The sequence below is a fragment of the Nocardia asiatica NBRC 100129 genome, assembly GCF_000308415.1.
Classification (GTDB): domain Bacteria; phylum Actinomycetota; class Actinomycetes; order Mycobacteriales; family Mycobacteriaceae; genus Nocardia; species Nocardia asiatica.
On sequence record NZ_BAFS01000214.1, the window covers coordinates 1 to 19,394 of the forward strand.

The 19,394-nt window shown below is 69.4% G+C and carries 18 protein-coding genes; 17 read left to right on the forward strand and 1 reads right to left on the reverse strand.

What is annotated here, in order from left to right; genetic code table 11:
* From ON27_RS21255 to narI, 13 genes are all read left to right on the forward strand, one after another.
* Positions 1–587, forward strand: a 587-nt coding sequence (locus tag ON27_RS21255; RefSeq protein ID WP_043730516.1) for an alpha/beta fold hydrolase, incomplete at its 5' end; no start/stop codon positions are given.
* 4 nt (positions 588–591) lie between these two features.
* A complete protein-coding gene (locus ON27_RS21260; protein WP_043730519.1) occupies positions 592–903 on the forward strand; it encodes an MGMT family protein in 312 nt (103 codons plus the stop codon).
* Positions 904–957: 54 nt separating this feature from the next.
* Complete coding sequence (locus ON27_RS21265) at positions 958–1,713, forward strand: VOC family protein (protein ID WP_043730646.1); 756 nt, start codon at positions 958–960, stop codon at positions 1,711–1,713.
* Positions 1,714–1,795: 82 nt separating this feature from the next.
* Positions 1,796–3,538: an NTP transferase domain-containing protein gene (locus tag ON27_RS21270; RefSeq protein ID WP_043730522.1), complete on the forward strand. Its 1,743-nt coding sequence runs from the start codon at positions 1,796–1,798 to the stop codon at positions 3,536–3,538.
* 524 nt (positions 3,539–4,062) lie between these two features.
* Positions 4,063–4,233 carry a hypothetical protein gene (locus ON27_RS43030; protein WP_157227268.1) on the forward strand — a complete coding sequence of 57 codons (171 nt, stop codon included), beginning with the start codon at positions 4,063–4,065 and terminating at the stop codon, positions 4,231–4,233.
* Positions 4,234–4,405: 172 nt separating this feature from the next.
* On the forward strand, positions 4,406–4,747 hold the full coding sequence (locus ON27_RS21275; protein WP_043730525.1) for a DUF1330 domain-containing protein: 342 nt from the start codon (positions 4,406–4,408) through the stop codon (positions 4,745–4,747).
* Positions 4,748–4,825: 78 nt separating this feature from the next.
* Positions 4,826–6,472, forward strand: coding sequence for a bifunctional S-methyl-5-thioribose-1-phosphate isomerase/methylthioribulose 1-phosphate dehydratase (locus ON27_RS21280; protein ID WP_051046849.1), 1,647 nt, complete (start codon positions 4,826–4,828; stop codon positions 6,470–6,472).
* Entirely contained in the window at positions 6,469–7,044 is a 576-nt protein-coding gene (locus ON27_RS21285) for a 1,2-dihydroxy-3-keto-5-methylthiopentene dioxygenase (protein WP_043730533.1), read from the forward strand. Before ON27_RS21280 ends, ON27_RS21285 begins: the two co-directional genes overlap by 4 nt.
* Entirely contained in the window at positions 7,041–7,730 is a 690-nt protein-coding gene (mtnC, locus tag ON27_RS21290; RefSeq protein WP_043730537.1) for an acireductone synthase, read from the forward strand. Before ON27_RS21285 ends, mtnC begins: the two co-directional genes overlap by 4 nt.
* Positions 7,731–8,629: 899 nt before the next feature.
* Positions 8,630–12,340, forward strand: a complete 3,711-nt coding sequence (locus ON27_RS21295; protein WP_043730539.1) for a nitrate reductase subunit alpha — start codon at positions 8,630–8,632, stop codon at positions 12,338–12,340.
* A 71-nt stretch (positions 12,341–12,411) separates the two neighbouring features.
* Complete coding sequence (narH, locus tag ON27_RS21300; protein WP_043730649.1) at positions 12,412–14,133, forward strand: nitrate reductase subunit beta; 1,722 nt, start codon at positions 12,412–12,414, stop codon at positions 14,131–14,133.
* Positions 14,130–14,810, forward strand: a complete 681-nt coding sequence (gene narJ / locus ON27_RS21305) for a nitrate reductase molybdenum cofactor assembly chaperone (protein WP_043730542.1) — start codon at positions 14,130–14,132, stop codon at positions 14,808–14,810. The genes narH and narJ overlap by 4 nt, the downstream gene beginning before the upstream one ends.
* Positions 14,807–15,565 carry a respiratory nitrate reductase subunit gamma gene (gene narI, locus ON27_RS21310; RefSeq protein WP_043730545.1) on the forward strand — a complete coding sequence of 253 codons (759 nt, stop codon included), beginning with the start codon at positions 14,807–14,809 and terminating at the stop codon, positions 15,563–15,565. Before narJ ends, narI begins: the two co-directional genes overlap by 4 nt.
* Before the next feature lie 67 nt (positions 15,566–15,632).
* On the opposite strand, the gene ON27_RS21315 is transcribed toward narI, so the two are convergent.
* Positions 15,633–16,088 carry a VOC family protein gene (locus ON27_RS21315; RefSeq protein ID WP_043730549.1) on the reverse strand — a complete coding sequence of 152 codons (456 nt, stop codon included), beginning with the start codon at positions 16,086–16,088 and terminating at the stop codon, positions 15,633–15,635.
* A gap of 317 nt (positions 16,089–16,405) precedes the next feature.
* On the opposite strand from ON27_RS21315, the gene ON27_RS21320 reads away from it, so the two are divergent.
* Genes ON27_RS21320 through ON27_RS21335 form a run of 4 tightly spaced genes read left to right on the forward strand, consistent with a single transcriptional unit; the run spans position 16,406 to position 19,393 of the window.
* A complete protein-coding gene (locus ON27_RS21320) occupies positions 16,406–17,071 on the forward strand; it encodes a hypothetical protein (protein WP_043730552.1) in 666 nt (221 codons plus the stop codon).
* 5 nt (positions 17,072–17,076) lie between these two features.
* Complete coding sequence (locus tag ON27_RS21325; RefSeq protein ID WP_043730558.1) at positions 17,077–18,225, forward strand: SRPBCC family protein; 1,149 nt, start codon at positions 17,077–17,079, stop codon at positions 18,223–18,225.
* Positions 18,222–18,632 (forward strand): gas vesicle protein GvpJ, encoded by a 411-nt coding sequence (gene gvpJ / locus ON27_RS21330; protein ID WP_174377863.1) that lies wholly within the window; start codon positions 18,222–18,224, stop codon positions 18,630–18,632. The genes ON27_RS21325 and gvpJ overlap by 4 nt, the downstream gene beginning before the upstream one ends.
* Positions 18,632–19,393 (forward strand): GvpL/GvpF family gas vesicle protein, encoded by a 762-nt coding sequence (locus tag ON27_RS21335; protein ID WP_043730561.1) that lies wholly within the window; start codon positions 18,632–18,634, stop codon positions 19,391–19,393. The genes gvpJ and ON27_RS21335 overlap by 1 nt, the downstream gene beginning before the upstream one ends.
* Position 19,394 lies beyond the last annotated feature (1 nt).

Genomic DNA, 19,394 nt, shown 5'->3' on the forward strand with positions numbered 1-19,394 from the left:
CCATCGTCGACGACCTGGTCGACCTGGTCACCACCGAGGCGGACGGGCCGGTGGTGGTGGTGGCGCACTCCTTCGGCGGCGCGTGCGCGCTGCACCTGGCGCATCGGCATCCCGACCTGGTGCGCAAGCTCGTGCTGCTCGATCCGGCCATCGCGCTGGAACCGGAATGGCTCAACGAGATCGCGCTGTCCACGCTGGTGTCGGCCGACTACGACAGCGTCGACCACGCGCGCCAGGACAAGCTGGACACCGGCTGGGGCGATGTCGAGCCGCGGCTGCTGCAGGCCGAACTCGACGAACATCTGATGCCCACCGCCGACGGGCGTTTCGGCTGGCGGATGAGCCTGCCCGCCGTCAACTCCTACTGGGGCCAGCTGGCCCGGCACTGGGTGCTGCCGCCCACCGACCTGCCCACCGTGCTGGTGCAGGCGATGAAGGTGCACCCGCCGTTCGTCACCCCGGAGTTCCGCGCGGCGCTCACCGAGCACATGGGCGCGAACCTGACCGTGCTCGAATGGAACTGCGATCACATGGTGGCTCAGGCGTATCCGGCCGAGACCGGCGAACTCGTGCGCTCGGTGCTCTGAGCCGATGCCGACCAGCGACGCCCAGATCGAGCAGGTGCGCGCCCTGGTGGCGGCGGTCCCGCCCGGCCGGGTCGTCACCTACGGCGACATCGCCGCGGCCGCTGGGCTGTCCACGCCGCGCACCGTGGGCTGGATCATGCGCACCGACGCGGCCGATCTGCCCTGGCATCGCGTGCTCGGCGCGAGCGGCAGGCCCGCCGCGCACCTGGCCGGGCGTCAATTGCGCCTGCTGGCCGAGGAAGGCGTGCCGATCCGGGACGGACGCGTCGACCTGCGCGCCGCGCGCTTCCCGCTGCCCGATCCTCCGGCAGGCTGAGCGCCGCTTCCGGAAATGGCTCCGAGCTGGATCGGCGGCCAGTACCGTGGACAGATGCCCACCCGCCTGGCATGTGTCGTGTTCGATGCCGACCGGCCGCGTTCGGTCGCGGATTTCTGGGCCGAACTGCTCGGCTGGAGTGTGACGCTCGACCGGCCCGACGAGGTGAACGTCGCGGCCCCCGACGCCGACGGTGGCGAACTCGCCCTGACCTTCCTGCCCGCGATGCGCGCAAAGATCGGCAAGAACCGCCTGCACCTGGATCTGGCCACCCGTTCGCGGGAGCATCAGCGCACCCAGGTGGACCGGGCGCTGGCCTTGGGCGCGCGAGCGGTCAACATCGGCCAGGGCGCGGTGCCGTGGGCCGTGCTGGCCGATCCGGAGGGCAACGAGTTCTGCGTGCTCGAACCCAGGGAGGAGTACGTGGACACCGGAGCCGTCGCGGCGGTGGTGGTGGACACGCGCGACCCCGAGCGTCTCGCCGAGTTCTGGGCGGTCGCCACCGGCTGGCCGTCCGCGCGCCGCGGCGAGCGGCTGGCCGGGCTGCGTTCGCCGACCGGACTCGGCTCCTGGCTGGAGTTCGTCCGCACGCCCGACGCGGGGACCGGCCGGACCAGACTGCGCCTGGACCTCACCTCGTTCCCGGCCGACGACCGCGCCGCCGAGGTGGCCAGGCTGCACGCCGCGGGCGCCACCACGGTCGACCGCGGGGCCCCGGCGGCCGACCGCGACACCGACCTCGTGCTCGCCGATCCCGAACTCAACGAGTTCCGGCTGCTGCCACCGGCCCGGTTCTGGTCGAACGCCTGATCGACGCGGTCCGGTCCGCGGCTTCCCGGCCGTGACGAATTAGCATGACGGACATGGTGTACCCAGCGCGAAGCCGTGGCCTATGACCGCCGCCGACGCCATCGTGCTCGCGGGCGGCCGGGCCAGCCGGATGGGCGGGGTGGACAAACCGGCCATCGTCATCGGCGGCCGCTCCATGCTCGACGTCGCGCTCGCCGCCGTCGCTTCGTGCGGGCACACGGTGGTCGTGGGACCGCACCGGCCCGAGTTGCCGCCGCAATTGCTCCAGGTGCGTGAGGTGCCGCCGGGGTCGGGTCCGGTGGCGGCGATCGACACGGGACTGCGCGCGCTCGGCTCCGCCGCGCCGCTGATCGTGGTGCTGGCCGCCGACCTGCCTTTCCTGGCGCCTTGGGCGGTCGCCGAACTCATCCGGCACGCCAACGAATCCGGCGCGGACGCGGTGTTCGCCGCCGACGAGTCCGGACGCCCGCAGTATCTGATCGGGGTGTGGCGGCGCTCGGCGCTGGCGGCCGCGCTGGAGGGGCTCGGCCCGCTGATCAACCAGCCGATGAAGGCGCTGGTGCCCGCCGCCGCCGCGATCATCCCGCTGCCCGGCGTCGGCGACTGCGACACCGAGGAGCAGGTGCGGCAGGCCAGGGCCACAGTCGACGCGCCGCGGCGGCACCCGCCGCTGGATCTCGACGAGGCGCGGGAGCTGCTGCGCGGCAATCTGACCCGGCTCACCGCTTACGAAGCCGACCTGCGGTCGGTGATCGGGGCCGCGCTCGCCGGACCGCTGACGGCCGCCGGACCGCTGCCCCGCTTCGACGTCTCCGCGATGGACGGCTACGCGGTGGCGGGTGACGGCCCGTGGCGTCTGCGCCGCGATATCGGCTTCGCGGGCGGCAGGCGGCCGGTGGGGCTGCTGCCGGGCGAAGCGGTGCGGATCGCCACCGGCGCGCACGTCCCAGACGGCACCACGGGTGTGCTGCGCGACGAGTTCGCGCACGTCGCCGCGGAGACGCTGTACCGCCTGCCGGACACCCCGCTGCGCGACGACATCCGCCGCCGTGGTGAGGACCGGCAGGCCGGTGATCTCGTCGCCCCGGAAAGCACGCCGGTCACCGCCGCGTTGATCTCCGCGGCGGCGAGCGTCGAAGTCACCGCGGCGGCGGTACGCGGCCCGGTACGCGCGCGCATCGTCATGACCGGTGACGAGATCCGCAGCGAGGGGCCGCTACAGGCGGGCCAGACCCGCGATTCGATCGGCCCGGTCCTGCCGGATCTGCTGTCCCGGTATGGCATTCGCACCGCCGATCGAGCGCACCTGCGCGACACTCCGCACGGATTCGACGAGGTGCTCACCGTGGCGCCGGATCACGACCTGCTGGTGATCGTCGGCGCGACCGGCGGCGGGGCCGCCGACCAGCTTCGCGCCGCCCTGGCCCGCGCCGGAGCCCGGATCGTGGTGCCGCGCCTGCGGCTGCGTCCCGGGGGTTCCACCGTCGTCGCCGAACTCGCCGCCGGCACGACGGTACTCGGCCTGCCCGGAAACCCGTTCGCCGCCGTCGCCACGCTCATGGCGCTCGCGCCCGCGATCGTCGAGGGCCGCACCGGCGCGTCCGCGGCCCGCCCGCTGCGTGGGCCGCTGCACAACGCGGCCGAGATCGCGGCCCAGGTGACCCGTGTGGTGCCCGCTCGCGCCGTCGAGGCAGGCGGCTGGGTCGGCGACCCGGCCATCCGCACCGCCCATCTCGGCGGTCTGGTCGACCGCGACGGGTTGGTCGTGGTTCCGCCCGGCGCCGTCGACGGCGCGCTGGTCGAGTTCCTGCCGTTGCGCGGCTGAGGTCGAGCGACACGACTCGTCCCGAGGGATCGCGCTTCGTCGCTTGCCGCGAAAGTTGTTGGGGTGCAACTCGTTGACGGCACCAGCAGGGCGTGACCCCACGATGCGAGTGTGGCGCCGAGTCCCGGACGGCACGAATAACCTCTGCGGCACAGCGACTTTCACGAGCACGACCCGACCCACTCGCCACGACGCGCGCTTTCACGCAGCGGAATACAATTCATCGGGAATAACCGCGGAGACACGAATCCGCACCGATATCGAACATATGCGCGCATGTCGGTTTGCCACCTTCCGAGCCGCCCGCCAACCGGCCACCGGAATATAGCCGCACACTGGCACCCAGGCGTATTCGCCACTGAAACTCGCCTTCAATAGCGCCTCTACCTGCGGTAATGAGACATACAGCCGCTCCAGGCCATATTTTCCATTTCCCCTTCCAAAAGCCATACCCGCTCGCTATCGTGAGTTCGTTAGGCTGTTCGTTAGGCGAATATCAATCCCCCGGAAAGGACCGTGTGGAGATGGCTGAAAAGTCGAAGAAAACGCCTAAGAAAATGCCGAAGCAGATGCCGAGGCAGCAGCAGCAACAGCGCCAGGAGCAGGACATGCGCGAGGGCGCGGATATGGAAGGCCGTCGGGGCACCAGGTCCGAGATGCCCGACCGGCGCGGCGAGCAGGACCGCCGCCAGTAGCTGATCTGCGCCACCCGCGCCGCCGGCCCCCAACTCCTCCCGGGACCGGCGGCTGCGGTCGTCCAAAGACCGGTGTGCTTACCCCGCGGGTAATTGTCACCCCGCGCGAGGCGGACCTACCGTCGGTTCGACGCCATTCCCGGTGTCATCGAACGAAGGAACGCCGAACATCATGTCCGCCTATGGCTTCGCCCACCTCCGCAGTCGCAGGCCCCATCCCGACATCCTCGAATACCTGGAGCGCATCCAGGCCACCTTGGACCCGTTCGGCGGCCGCTTCGTCATCCACGGGCCACCGGCCGAGGTCGTGGAAGGCGACTGGCCCGGGAGCATGGTCCTGATCGAGTTCCCCGGCATGACCGAAGCGCGGGAGTGGTACCGCTCGCCCGCCTACCAGGAGATCCTGCCGCTGCGCGCCGATCACATAGACGGCGATCTGCTGCTGATCGAGGGCGTCGGCCCGGACTACGACCCGCGCAAACGCGCCGCCGACCTGCGCGCCGAACCGGCCTGACGCGATTTCCGCCCGCTATCCGCCGTCCGATAGCGTTGACCAGGCACGACACGGCTCGACGCGATAAGGATGTGCCCGATGGACGACAGCTCTCTGGTCTGGGACGACGGCGCGCTCGTCACCATCGACCAGCGCGGACTGCCGCACGAGGTACGTGAGCTGCGACTGAGCACGGTGGACCAGGTCATCGACGCGATCAAGGCGCTGGCCATCCGCGGCGCGCCCGCCATCGGCATCGCGGGCGCGTTCGGCGTCGTCATGGCCACCGCCGCGCACACCGTGGACGGCGTCGTCGACGAGGCGGCGGTGCGGGCCGAGGCGGACCGGATCGCCGCGGCGCGGCCGACGGCGGTCAACCTGGCGTGGGCCGTGCGGCGGGTCCGGGCGAAGGTGAGCCGAGGCGCCGACGCGGTCCTGGCCGAGACGCTCGACATGCTGGCCGAGGACGGCCGGGTCAACCGGGCCGCCGCCGGCAACGCCGCCGACCTGGTGCAGCGCCTGTGTCCGGACCGGCCGCTGCGGGTGCTCACCCACTGCAACACCGGGCGACTGGCGACCAGCGCGTTCGGTACCGCCATCGGCACGCTGCGGGTGCTGGCCGAGCGTGGCGCGATCGAGCAGGTCCTGGTGGACGAGACCCGCCCGCTGTTGCAGGGCGCGCGGCTGACCACCTGGGAACTCGCCGAAGCGGGTATCCCGCACCGGCTGACCATAGATTCCGCCGCCGCCTGGGCGATGGCGACCGGGCAGGTCGACTGCGTGCTCGTCGGCGCGGACCGGGTCACCGCCAACGGCGACGTCGCCAACAAGATCGGCACCTACGGTCTCGCGCTGGCCGCCCGCCACCACGGCATCCCGTTCGTCGTGGTCGCCCCGGAATCCACTCGCGACCTGGCGATGGCCACCGGTCGGGAGATCGTCGTGGAGGAACGCGCGGCGGCCGAAGTGACCGGATTCGGCGGCGTGGCGACGGCTCCCGCGCACACCGAGGTCTTCAACCCGGCCTTCGACGTGACCCCGGCCGAACTGGTGACCGCCGTGGTCACCGAGCACGGCGTGGTGCACCGATCCGATCGCTCGCCCGGCGCGGCCGTCGCGGACATCGCTCACGAGCTGTACCGGCGCGGGTGGATGCCGGGTACGGCGGGCAATATCTCGGTGCGCACCGGCGCTACCGCGATCGTCACCGGCAGCGGGTTGTCCAAGGGCGAACTCACCGAGCGAGACATGGTGACCGTGCGCGTGGCGGATTCGGCGCCGGTGTCCGACCACGGGCGCAGACCCTCGGCGGAGACCACGATCCACACCGCCGTGTACCGGACCCGCCCGGCCCAGGCGGTCGTGCACGTCCATCCGCCGTTCGCCACGGCGCTGGCCACCCGCTCGGCGGCGCCCGGCACGCTCGGCATGCTGCGGATCACCGACTACGAGCTGATCAAAGGGCTCGGCGGAGACGACCCGGCCGTCGCGGACATCCCGGTGTTCCCGAACTGGCCCGAGGTGCCGCGCATCGGCGCGGACATCGAGCGCTACCTCCTCGACCATCCCGGCGCGCTGCCGGTGCTGGTCATCGCCGGGCACGGGATCACCGCGTGGGGTGCGAACCTCGCCCAGGCGCGCGATCGCGCCGAATGCCTGGAAGCATTGTGTGAGCTGGTGTCGCGCACCGGTAGTCCGGCGGCGATCGGCCCGCGCGACGACTTCCTCGAGATTGGACCGACATGACCCTGCTACAGGTGATGGCAGCCGACAACGCGGCCGACGTGCGGGTGCGTACCACCGACGACGAGCGCATCGGCACCGAATTGGCGAAGCACGGCATCACCTTCGGCCGCTGGCCGGTGGTGGCGAACGCCGCGTCGGTGTCCTCCGACGAGCTGCTCGCGCACTACGCCGAGGACGTCACCGACCTGAACGAGTCCGGACGCTACAAGCACATCGACATCGCCCGCATCCACCCCGACGACGCCGACCCGCAGTGGCCGGAGATCGCCGAGGGCGCGCGCAAGAAGTTCCTCGACGAGCACCGGCACGCCGAGGACGAGGTGCGCTTCTTCGCCGCCGGACGTGGCTGCTTCTACCTGCACCTGGGCGACGAGGTCCTGGCGGTGGTGTGCGAAGGCGGCGATCTGCTGTCGGTGCCCGCGGGCACGCTGCACTGGTTCGACATGGGCGCGCGCCCGGATTTCATCGCCATCCGCTTCTTCGAGGAGGCCGACGGCTGGGTCGGCAACTTCACCGGCGACAAGATCAGCGCGGGCTTTCCCACCCTCGACGAGCTGCTGACCGCGCAGTGATCGGCGCCGTCGTCATCGACATCGAAGGCACCACCAGCCCCACCGCTTCGGTTCGCGAAGACCTGTACGGCTATACCCGTCAGCGGCTTCCGGGCTGGCTGGCCGAGGAGAGCCCGGCGGCGGCCACCGTCCTGGCCGCGACCAGGGAGCTGGCCGGGCAGCCGGACGCGGGGCCGGCCGAGGCCGCCGCGATCCTGCGCGGATGGCTCGATTCCGATGTGAAAGCCGAGCCGCTCAAGACCGCCCAGGGCTTGATCTGCGCCGAAGGTTTCCGCAGCGGCGCGCTGCACGGCGAGTTCTTCCCGGACGTGCCAACGGCGCTCGCCGCCTGGCACGCCGCCGGGCTCGCGCTGTACGTCTACTCCTCGGGATCGGTACGCAATCAACAGGATTGGTTCGCGTTCGCCCGCGGCGGCAGTCTGAGCGAGCTGATCAGCGGATACTTCGATCTGTCGACCGCGGGCGGCAAGCGCGAACCCGCCTCCTACGACAAGATCTCGGGAGCTGTCGGCGCGCCCGCCGAACGCATCCTGTTCCTGTCCGACCACCCGGACGAACTCGACGCCGCCGTCGCCGCGGGGTGGCGGGTCGTCGGACTGGCCCGGCCCGGCGAGCCCAATCCGCCACGGCCGCCGCACCGCTGGGTCGACACCTTCGCCGATATCGATCCCGCCGCGATCGCCTGACCCGCCGCACACGCCTGTGCCGCCATCGCTTTCGGATCGACCGGCCCGTCGTTGTGGCGCACAGCCGGTCGACGGGCGCAAGCCGTTGCGGCAGTAGCGCTGTCGTTCCCGCGACACCGGGATCGCCCGGTGCGATGAGCTTCAAGGCGACGACCGCGCCCGGGCACCGCACGCACACAGGCTGCCGGATCGTGACCGAACGGCGAACGTGCCCGCTTCCTACCCGCGATCGGCAGCCCGTTCGGTGACCTCCGCAGCCGCGTCTCCCACGGCCACGGCGACCCACCCGGGACAGCGGAATCGGCGTCGCGCTCGGCCACCACCGCGTGTCCGCGAGCACCAGCCGCTCCACGACCGCGTTGCCGATACCGAGACCGACCCCGTTCATGCCAGGAGCAGCCCGGTCCAGTCGAGGGTGGCAGGCGGTGCGCCAGTGGACAGCGACCCGATCGAGTGAATTCCAGAGGCGGCCCCCTCGATCCGGCGGGCACTGAATTCATCGGCAACAGACAATTTTCGGCGAATTGTGATTAGCCTTACAATACGTCGCGCGGAAGTCGGTGCGAAAACGCCGCGGAGCCGGTGAACAAGACGCCCGAGACGACCGATCGGATGTGTTAACAAATGTAAACCACTGGAGAACCCGTCGTTTCCAAAGCATCACCGAGGGTACGGCAGGCGGCGGTTCCGAATCCGATTCCGTACAGTTCAGAGCATATTTCCCCTGGTCGGCACCCGGACCGACGCCCGGACGCGACGGGCTGCCGTGACCGTGACGTTGCGCCGATCTCACAACTCACCAGGCCCGCGAATGGGCTGTGAGAGAGATGTTTGGCCAGTCGTGCGCGCCTCTTTACAGTCGGAACATCCACCCGATCGCACAGCTCGAAGGGGACGTCGTGGTTAATTCGCGTACCCAGGGTCGCGTACCCTCCGCTCCGGCCACCGACGCCGGGGACGCGCTCCTGCGGCTGGGGAAATATTTCCACCGGGGCGAGGTCTCGGCCGATCAGCGCACCCTGCACAAGGTCGGCGGGCGCAGCGCCGACGAGTTCTACCGCGATCGCTGGTCGCACGACAAGGTGGTGCGCTCCACGCACGGCGTGAACTGCACGGGATCGTGCTCGTGGAAGATCTACGTGAAAGACGGCGTGATCACCTGGGAGTCGCAGCAGACCGACTACCCCTCGGTGGGCTCCGACAAGCCGGAGTACGAGCCGCGCGGCTGCCCGCGCGGCGCGTCGTTCTCCTGGTACACCTACTCGCCCGCACGGGTGCGCTACCCGTACGTGCGCGGCACCCTGCTGGAGCTGTACCGGGAAGCCAAGTCCCGGCTCAAGGACCCGGTGCTGGCCTGGGGCGAACTCGTCGAGGATCCGGAGAAGTCGCGCAGCTACAAGGCCGCCCGCGGCAAGGGCGGATTCGTGCGCGCCGAGTGGTGGGAAGCGGCCGAGATCGCCGCTGCCGCACATGTCTACACGATCAAGCAGTACGGCCCGGACCGGGTGGCGGGGTTCTCGCCGATTCCGGCGATGTCCATGGTCAGCCACGCCGTCGGCGCCCGGTTCATCTCGCTGCTCGGCGGCTCCATGCTGTCGTTCTACGACTGGTACGCCGACCTGCCGGTGGCCTCGCCGCAGGTGTTCGGCGACCAGACCGACGTGCCGGAATCCGCGGACTGGTTCGACGCCGGATACCTCATCATGTGGGGCTCGAACGTGCCGGTCACCCGGACACCGGACGCGCACTACATGACCGAGGCGCGCTACCGCGGCCAGAAGGTGGTGGTGGTCTCCCCCGACTACGCCGACAACACCAAGTTCGCCGACGAGTGGGTGCCCGCGCGTCCCGGCACGGACGCGGCGCTGGCCATGGCGATGGGTCATGTGGTGCTGAAGGAGTTCTTCATCGATCGGTCGACGCCGCGCTTCCTCGACTACATCAAGCGCTTCACCGATCTGCCGTACCTGATCACGCTGGACGAGCGCGACGGGGAGTACGTGCCGGGGAAGTTCCTCACCGCCGCCGACCTGGGACACACCGGTGAAGGCGTGCAGTTCCAGACGGTGCTGCTGGACGAGCAGGCGCGACCGGTGGTGCCGAACGGGTCGCTCGGGCATCGGTTCGGCGACGAAGGCGCCGGGCGCTGGAACCTCGATCTCGGGGACGTCGATCCCCTCCTGAGTCTGTATGGCCGCACCGACGACGCTGCGGCCGTACAGATTCCCCGCTTCGACAGCGACACACCCGGCGTGCTCACCCGTGGCGTGCCGACCACGACGGTCGCGGGCAAGCGCGTCACCACGGTCTTCGATCTGCTGCTGGCCCAGTACGGCGTCGGCCGCGACGGACTGCCCGGTACGTGGCCGACCGGCTACGACGACGCCTCGGAGCCGTACACCCCGGCCTGGCAGGAGGCCATCACCGGCGTGCCGGCCGTCCAGGCCGAGCGCATCGCGCGCGAATTCGCCGACAACGCCGACCGCTCCGGCGGCCGTTCGATGATCCTCATGGGCGCGGGCACCAACCACTGGTTCCACTCCGACCAGATCTACCGCGCGTTCTTCACGCTCACCCTGCTGACCGGCTGCCAGGGCGTGAACGGCGGCGGCTGGGCGCATTACGTCGGCCAGGAGAAGTGCCGCCCCGTCACCGGGTGGTCCACCCTGGCCTTCGGCCTGGACTGGCAGCGCCCGCCGCGGCAGATGCAAGGCACGGTGTTCTGGTACCTGACCAACAATCAGTGGCGCTACGACCCGTTCACCGCGGAATCGTTCGCCTCGCCGCTGGGCACGGGCAAGTTCGCCGGACGCACCGCCGCCGACAATATCGCGCTGGCCACCCGGCTCGGCTGGATGCCGAGCTACCCGACCTTCGACCGCAACCCGCTCGACCTGGTGGACGAGGCCGAAGCCGCGGGCAAGACCGCGCCCGAACACGTGGTGGACGGGCTGAAGTCCGGCGACCTGCGGTTCGCCTGCGAGGACCCGGACGCGCCGGAGAACTTCCCGCGCTGCCTGACCGTGTGGCGGGCGAACCTGCTCGGGTCGTCGGGCAAGGGCAACGAGTACTTCCACCGCCACCTGCTCGGCGCCGACTCCAACCTGCAGACCACCGACGCCACCGGCGTGCGGCCCCAAGAGCTGAACTGGCGCGAGACCGCGGCCACCGGCAAGCTGGACCTGCTGCTGTCGCTGGATTTCCGGATGACCAGCACCACGCTGTTCTCCGACATCGTGCTGCCGGCCGCCACCTGGTACGAGAAGCACGACCTGTCCTCCACCGACATGCACCCGTTCGTGCACGCCTTCTCCCCGGCCATCTCGCCGCCCTGGGAGGCCAAGACCGACTTCGACGCCTTCCACCGGATCGCGCGCGGCTTCTCCTGGATGGCCGAGAAGCACCTGGGCAAGCGCAAGGACATCGTCGCCGTGCCGTTGCAGCACGACTCGCCGGACGCGACGGCCCAGGCGGGCGGGCGCGTGCTGGACTGGAAAGCCGGTGAGTGCGAACCGATCCCGGGCAAGACCATGCCGAAACTGGTCGTCGTCGAACGCGACTACCCGAAGCTCGCGGAGAAGATGGCCGCGCTCGGGCCGCTGGTCGACACGCTCGGCGTCACCACCAAGGGCGTCACCACCTACCCCGACCAGGAGGTCGAGTACCTCGCCGGGATGAACGGCACGGTGGTGTCCGGTGTGGCGCAGGGCCGCCCGTCGCTGGCCAAGGACACGCACGCGGCCGAGGCGATCCTCGCGCTGTCGGGCACCACCAACGGCCGTCTCGCGGTGGAGGGCTTCCACGCCCTGGAACGCCGCACCGGAACCCAGCTGGCCGACCTGGCCGCCGAGCACGAGGGCAAACGGGTCACCTTCGCCGACACCCAGGCTCGTCCGGTCCCGGTGATCACCTCGCCGGAGTGGTCGGGCAGCGAGACGGGCGGACGCCGGTACTCGCCGTTCACCATCAACACCGAGCGGCTCAAGCCCTGGCACACGCTGACCGGGCGGCAGCACTTCTACCTCGACCACGACTGGATGATCGAGCTCGGCGAGCAGCTGCCGATCTTCCGTCCGCCGCTGGACATGACCGCGCTGTTCCACGAGCCGTCGGTCGGCGAGGTCGGCGACAAGGGTGTCACGGTGCGCTACCTGACCCCGCACTCCAAGTGGTCGATCCACTCCGCCTACCAGGACAACCTGCACATGCTGACGCTCTCGCGCGGCGGGCAGTCGATCTGGATGTCCGATCGCGACGCGGCGAAGATCGGCGTGGCCGACAACGACTGGATCGAGGCGATCAACCGCAACGGCATCGTGGTCGCGCGCGCCATCGTCAGTCACCGGATGCCGGAGGGCACCGTGTTCATGTACCACGCCCAGGACCGCGCGGTGGACGTGCCGCGCATCGAGGGCCTCGGCGAGGACACCAAGGGCAGGGGCAAGCGCGGCGGCATCCACAACGCGCTCACCCGCATCATGATCAAGCCCTCGCATCTCATCGGCGGCTACGCGCAGCAGTCCTTCGCGCTGAACTACCACGGCCCCACCGGGAATCAGCGCGACGAGGTCACCACGATCCGCAAACGCTCGCAGAAAGTGGAGTACTGACATGAGCGAGGCGGGCACGAGCGCACCCCACGCACCTACCGACGCGAGAAGGCGGTACTGACATGCGCGTCATGGCACAGCTGGCCATGGTGATGAACCTGGACAAGTGCATCGGCTGCCACACCTGCTCGGTCACCTGCAAGCAGGCGTGGACCAACCGCGGCGGCACCGAGTACGTCTGGTTCAACAACGTGGAGACCCGTCCCGGGCAGGGCTATCCGAGGCAGTACCAGGACCAGGAGAAGTGGAAGGGCGGCTGGACGCTGAACAAGCGCGGCAAGCTGACCCTGAAGTCCGGGTCCCGGCTCAAGCGGCTGCTGAACATCTTCGCCAACCCGGATCTGCCCACGGTCGAGGACTACTACGAGCCGTGGAGCTACGACTACGACAACCTGCTGTCCTCCCCGCCCACCGACACCACGCCGGTCGCGCGGCCCAAGTCGCTGATCACCGGTGAGGACACGAACGTCACCTGGGGCGCCAACTGGGACGACGACCTCGGCTCCGGCCCCGAGCAGGTCGGCCGGGACCCGTTGCTGGCCAAGCTCTCCGATCAGGTGAAACTGGAGTTCGAAGAGACCTTCATGTTCTACCTGCCGCGGATCTGCGAGCACTGCCTGAATCCGTCGTGCGCGGCCTCGTGCCCTTCCGGCGCGATCTACAAGCGCGCCGAAGACGGCATTGTGCTGGTGGACCAGGACAAGTGCCGGGGCTGGCGGCAGTGCGTGTCGGGCTGCCCGTACAAGAAGATCTACTTCAACCACAAGACGGGCAAAGCGGAGAAGTGCACTTTCTGCTACCCGCGCGTGGAGGTCGGCATCCCCACCGTGTGCTCGGAGACCTGTGTGGGGCGGCTGCGCTACATCGGCGTCATGCTCTACGACGCCGACGCTGTGCTCGAAGCCGCGTCCGTCACCGAGGACAAGGACCTCTACCCGTCCCAGCTCGGCGTGTTCCTCAACCCCCATGATCCGCGGGTGATCGCCGAAGCGGAGCGGGCCGGGATCTCGCCGGAATGGATTCAGGCAGCCCAGGATTCGCCGGTGTACAAGCTGATCGTCGATTACCAGATCGCGCTGCCGCTGCATCCGGAGTACCGCACCATGCCGATGGTCTGGTACGTGCCGCCGCTGTCGCCGGTGGTGGACGTGCTCACCGAGACCGGCCACGACGGCGAGAACGCGTCGAACCTGTTCGGCGCCATCGACGCGCTGCGCATTCCGGTGGAGTACTTGGCCGAGCTGTTCACCGCGGGCGACGTGGGACCGGTGCGCGCGTCGTTGCAGCGTCTCGCGGCGATGCGCTCGTTCATGCGGTCGGTGAACCTCGGGGAGGAGCCCGATCCCTCGATCGCGCCGTCGGTGCGGCTGGAGCCCGAAGAGATCGAGGCGATGTACCGGCTGCTGGCCATCGCCAAGTACGAGCACCGCTACGTCATCCCGACCGGCGCGGGGGCCCGTGCGCACGAATTGGATTCGCTCGCCACCGGATGCAGCCTGGACACCGACGGCGGCCCCGGTATGACGGCGTTCGACCAGATGGTGGAGAAGTTCCACCTCACCGACAGCAACGACGCCGCGCCGCAGGAGAAGTCGTCCCGGATCAATCTGCTGAACTGGGACGGCAAGAGCACCAAGGGCTTGGTCCCGACGAACGGGCAGGCGAACGACACGGGCAACGGGCGCGCCAACGGACACGCCAACGGTGAATACGCGAACGGCACCGGCAATGGGCACGGCACGGGCAACGCGACCGTCGCGGGCGACCCGGCCTCGACCGGAGCAGGCCGATGAGCCTGCTGAAACTTCGCCGCCGCCCGGAACCGGCGGTCGAACTCGCCCAGCGGGACCGGCAACTGGTCTGGCGGATCGCCGCGCTGCTGCTGGACTACCCGAGCGAGCAGACGCTGGCGATGGTCGACCAATTGGCCGCCGCCGCGGCCGGTCTGCCGCAGGAGGTGCGCGCACACCTGAGCGAATGCCTCGACTACCTGCGCACGACCCCGCCCCTGGACCTCGCCGCGGACTATGTCGCGACCTTCGACATGCGCCGCCGCGCCAGCCTGCACCTGACCTTCTACGCCTACGGGGACACCCGCAAGCGGGGGATGGCGCTGCTGCGGTTCAAGCACGCCTACCGGCACGCGGGCGTCGAACTCGGCGACGAGGAACTGCCCGATCACCTGCCGGTGCTGCTGGAGTTCGCCGCCACCGTCGATCCCATCGGCGGCGAACGGCTGCTCGGCGAGCACGTTCCGGTGCTGGAGCTGCTGCGCCTGTCGTTGTCCGACAACGGCTCTCCCTACGCCGGCGTGCTCGCGGCGATCGGTGCGACGCTGCCCCCGCCAACCACCGCGGACCGGCGGCGCATCGCCGAACTCGCCGCCCAGGGCCCGCCCGAGGAGGAGGTCGGGTTGGAGCCCTTCGCGATGGACCCCTCCCTGTTCGACGGATCGGAAGGCCGACGATGAACGCAACGCCGAACCTGCCGACCGCGCTGTGGCTGATCCTGCCGTACGTCGCGTTCACCTCGTTCGTACTCGGGCACCTGTGGCGCTACCGCAACGACCAGTTCGGCTGGACCACCCGGTCCTCACAGATGTACGAGAGCCGCCTGCTGCGGCTGGGCAGCCCGCTGTTCCACTTCGGCATGCTCGGGGTGTTCGGCGGTCACGTGCTCGGCGTGCTGATCCCGGAGTCGTGGACCGCCGCCGTCGGGATCTCCGAGCACCTGTATCACCTGATCGCGGTGGGCGCGGGGTCGGTGGCCGGGCTCGCCGTGCTGGCCGGGGTGGCCATCCTGCTCTACCGGCGTTTCACCGTTCCGGCCGTCCGCAAGGCGACGACCGGCAACGACAAGATGATGTACGGGCTGCTGGCCGCCGCGCTGGTCACCGGGCTGCTCAACACCTGGGGCAGCAACCTGCTGTGGGGCACCTACAACTACCGCGAGACGGTGTCGCCCTGGTTCCGCAGCCTGTTCACCCTCACCCCCCGGCCCGAGCTGATGGTGGACACGCCGTGGACCTTCCAGCTGCACGGGTTGGTCGTGCTCGCGCTGATCGGACTGTGGCCCTACACCCGGTTGGTGCACATGTTCAGTGCGCCGGTCGGCTACTTGGTCCGGCCGTACGTGGTCTACCGCAGCAAGGAATACGACGCTCCCGACAAGCGCCGTTACGCCCGTGCGTGGGACGCTCCCGTGACCCCCGAACGCTGGCGCTGACGGCGTCGTCGAGCGCGGGACCCCGCCCGGACAACGGCGTCCCGGCGGGGTCTTCGACGCCGGTGGGTCAGGCGTTGTCGTAGGCGTCCTGCAGAACGCGCACGTCGAGTTTGGACATCGATCGCAGGGCGGTGCCGACGGCGATGGTCTTGGCGGGATCGTCGCCGCCCATCAGTTTCGGCAGCGCGGCGGGCACCACCTGCCAGGACAGGCCGAAGCGGTCTTTCAGCCAGCCGCACGGCCCCGGCTCGCCGCCGTCCGCGGTGAGCACGTCCCACAGTCGGTCGACCTCCTCCTGGGTGTCCACGACCACCTGCAGCGACGCGGCGTCGGTGAGCGGGTGGTCCGGTCCGCCGTTCATCAGCGTGACCGCGTGGCCGTCGAGTTCCAGCGAGACGACGAACGCCGAACCATCGGAGTTGCGGGAGATGTCGACCACCCGCGAGTTCGGGATCGCCGAGGCGTAGAAGGCGGCGGCTTGCTCGGCGGCATTGTCGAACCAGAAGAACGTGTTGACGGACATGTGGCGCTCCTATGTGTGTGGTGTCCTGCTGTCACCTACCGGTCGGAACCGCCGGTTCGTCTTCGACATACTTCGCGAAATTTTCCGGAAGATTTTCCCGGCAGCGTCCCCCGCCCCCGGCTAGATGGTCGCTGAAAGCGTCTCGACGTGCGGATACTCCGAGCTTTTCGCAGGCAGAACCCATCGACGCTTGAGGTAACCAGGCATACGCTGAGGTTTGGCCGCCGCAATGTGGTCTACCCCGCTTCTGGGGACGTCAAGTCTCGGCGCCCGGCTTCGCCGGTGCGGTGGCAGTCGAGGCGAGCAAGGAGTGAGCGATGAAGGGTGGAGGAAGAATTGCATTAGGGGTGGGTATCGGGTACCTGCTGGGCCGCACGCGCAAGATGCGCTTCGCGTTGTCGCTGGCGGGCGCCGCGATGGCCCGGCGGTCCGCGGGAACGCCGGGGGATCTGCTCGAGCGCGGAACGTCGCTGCTCAAACAGTCGCCGGAGTTGTCTCGGATCACCGACACCGTGCGCGACGAGTTGTTCACGGCGGCGCGGTCCGCCGCGGTGACCGCGGCCAGCAACCGCCTCGACGCGCTGAACGACCGATTGCAGCAGGGTTCGACGCTGCTGGCGGACAAGGATCGGCGCGGTTCGGCGGAGACGGATTCCGACGAGGACGAGTACGAGGACGAAGCTCCCGAGGACGAAGCTCCCGAGCACGACGAGCAAGCGTCCGAAGACGACGAGCAGGCCGCCGAAGACGACGAACTCGAGGACGAGGACGAGGAGGACCGGTCCGACCAGGACGAGGACGAGGACGAGCGGCCCGCCGCGCGTCGGCGCCCGCGCCGGCCGGATACCGCCACTCGGCGTACGGCGAGTTCCCGGAGCGCGGACCGTTCGTCCGGCTCCGCGGACCGCAAGCCGTCCGGCTCCCGTACTCGCCGCAGCCGCGCCGGTGCCGACGAAGCGCCTGTGCGCCGAACGAGGAGTTGAGCCCCATGGCCAAGACATTGCGCGATGCGACAGCCGGAGTCGGCAAGATCGCCACCGACACGGCGAGCCGGGCCACCAAAGCCGCGACCGGGGCCGGATCGGCCGCCAAGAAGAAGGCCCCGCCGCCCACACCCACCGGGCTGCTGCAACAGTCGATGCAGAACCTCGCCGGAACTTTGACCGAACGCGCGGTCGCGGGACTGACGAATCAGGTGTCGAAGACCGCGGGACGGTTGACCGACTACGCCGAAGGCGGCGGGGGGAATCTGCTGGCGGCGGTGACGGGGGTGGAGAAGCTCGCCGGCGGCGCCTCGCCGCTCCAGGCGGCCATGAGCGCGGGCAAGAGCAAGCTGGGCCACTCGCTGCGCGAGCAGTTCGAGAATGTGAAGGAGTCGCTGACCGGCGGCAAGGGCAAGGGCGGCGGCAAGAAGATCAAGCTGACCAATATCGTCGAGCACATCGACGTGGGCGTTCCGGTCGACCTGGCCTACGACCAGTGGACCCAGTTCGCGGACTTCCCGAAGTTCACCAAGAAGCTCGAGCAGGTGGAGCAGGTGTCCGACGAGAAGCTCAGCTGGACCGGCAAAGTGTTCTGGTCCAGGCGCACCTGGGAATCGACCATTCTCGAGCAGGTGCCGTTCGAGCGGATCGTCTGGCGTTCCAAGGGCCACAAGGGCTACATCGACGGCGCGGTCAGCTTCCACGAGATCGCGCCGGGTCTCACCCGCATCCTCGTGGTGCTGGAGTACCACCCCAAGGGCTTCTTCGAGAAGACCGCCAACATGTGGCGCGCGGCGGGCCGCCGATGCCGTCTGGAACTCAAGCACTTCCAGCGGCACGTGATGACCGAGGCCGTGCTGCACCCGGACGACGTGGTGGGCTGGCACGGCGAGATCCGCGACAGCGAAGTCGTGAAGGACGACGAGACCGCACGACGCGAGGAAGAGGAGACCGACGAGAACGAGGAAGCCGACCGCGAGCCGGACGAAGAGGAGCCGGACGAGGAAGAAGAAGACGAGACCGACGAGCAGGACGCGGACGAGCGAGACGAGGACGAGCCGGAGGAAGATCAGCGGCCGCGCCGTCGACCGGCCGCTCGCCGCCGCACCACGGTGACCCGCCGGTCGCGCGAAAAGCGAGGAGCAAACGCATGACCATCGAACCCGCAGGAGGCGCAGGCGGTGGCGGAGCAGGCACGATGGCCCGCCCGAATTCCTCCAGCCTGGCCGACGTGATCGACACGATTCTCGACAAAGGCCTGGTCATCGACGCGTTCGCCCGCGTGTCGCTGGTCGGCATCGAACTGGTGACCATCGACGCCCGCGTCGTGGTGGCCAGCGTCGACACCTATCTGCGTTTCGCCGAGGCCGTCAACCGGCTGGAGATCTCCACCAGCGAGCCGAAGGGGCTGACCGACATCGTCGGCGACGTCACCCAAGGCGCGGCCAAGCACAAGACGCAGGGCGCGCTCGAGGCCGCGGGCGAGAAGGTCATGGACTTCCTCGGTGACGTGCAGGACAAGCGCCAGACCGCGAATCGTCCGAAACGCAGGGAGGGTTGATGACTACCGATCAAGCCGCCGTGTACGTCTACGGCATCGTGCCCGCCGACGTGGAGCCCGAGCCGCACGCCACGGGTGTCGGCGACCCGCCGGGCGAGGTCGGGGTGGTGCGGCACGGCGAGATCGCCGCGCTGATCAGCACGCTCGAATCGGATCGGCCGCTGGGCACGCCCGACGACCTCACCGCGCACGCCGAGCTGCTGGACGGCTCGGCCGCCGTCGCTCCGGTGCTGCCTCTGCGGTTCGGCGCGGTCATGACCGACGCGGAGGCGGTGGAGAACGAACTGCTCGGCGCGAACGAGGACGAGTTCCGCTCCGCGCTGGAGCAGCTCGAAGGCCGTGCGCAGTTCGTGATCAGAGGGCGCTACGTCGAGGACACCATCCTGCGGGAACTGCTCGATGAGAACGCCCAGGCCGCCCAGCTGCGCGACGAGATCCGCGATAAACCCGAGGACGCCACTCGCAATGCCAGGATCGCGCTCGGCGAGCTGATCAATCAGGCGATCGAGGCCAAGCGAGCCGAGGACACCCGCCGGGTGGTCGCCGAGATCGAGCAGTTCGAGCCACTGATCAACCAGCGCGAACCCACGCACGAGGAGGAAGCGGTCCACGTCGCCGTGCTGGTGGAGCTGGCCCGGCAAGAAGAGTTGGAGGAAGCGCTGCGTCGGCTCGGCGAGGAGTGGGACGGGCGCGTGGAGCTGAACCTGCTCGGCCCCATGGCCGCCTACGACTTCGTCACCAAACGCACACCCGAGGAGTAGG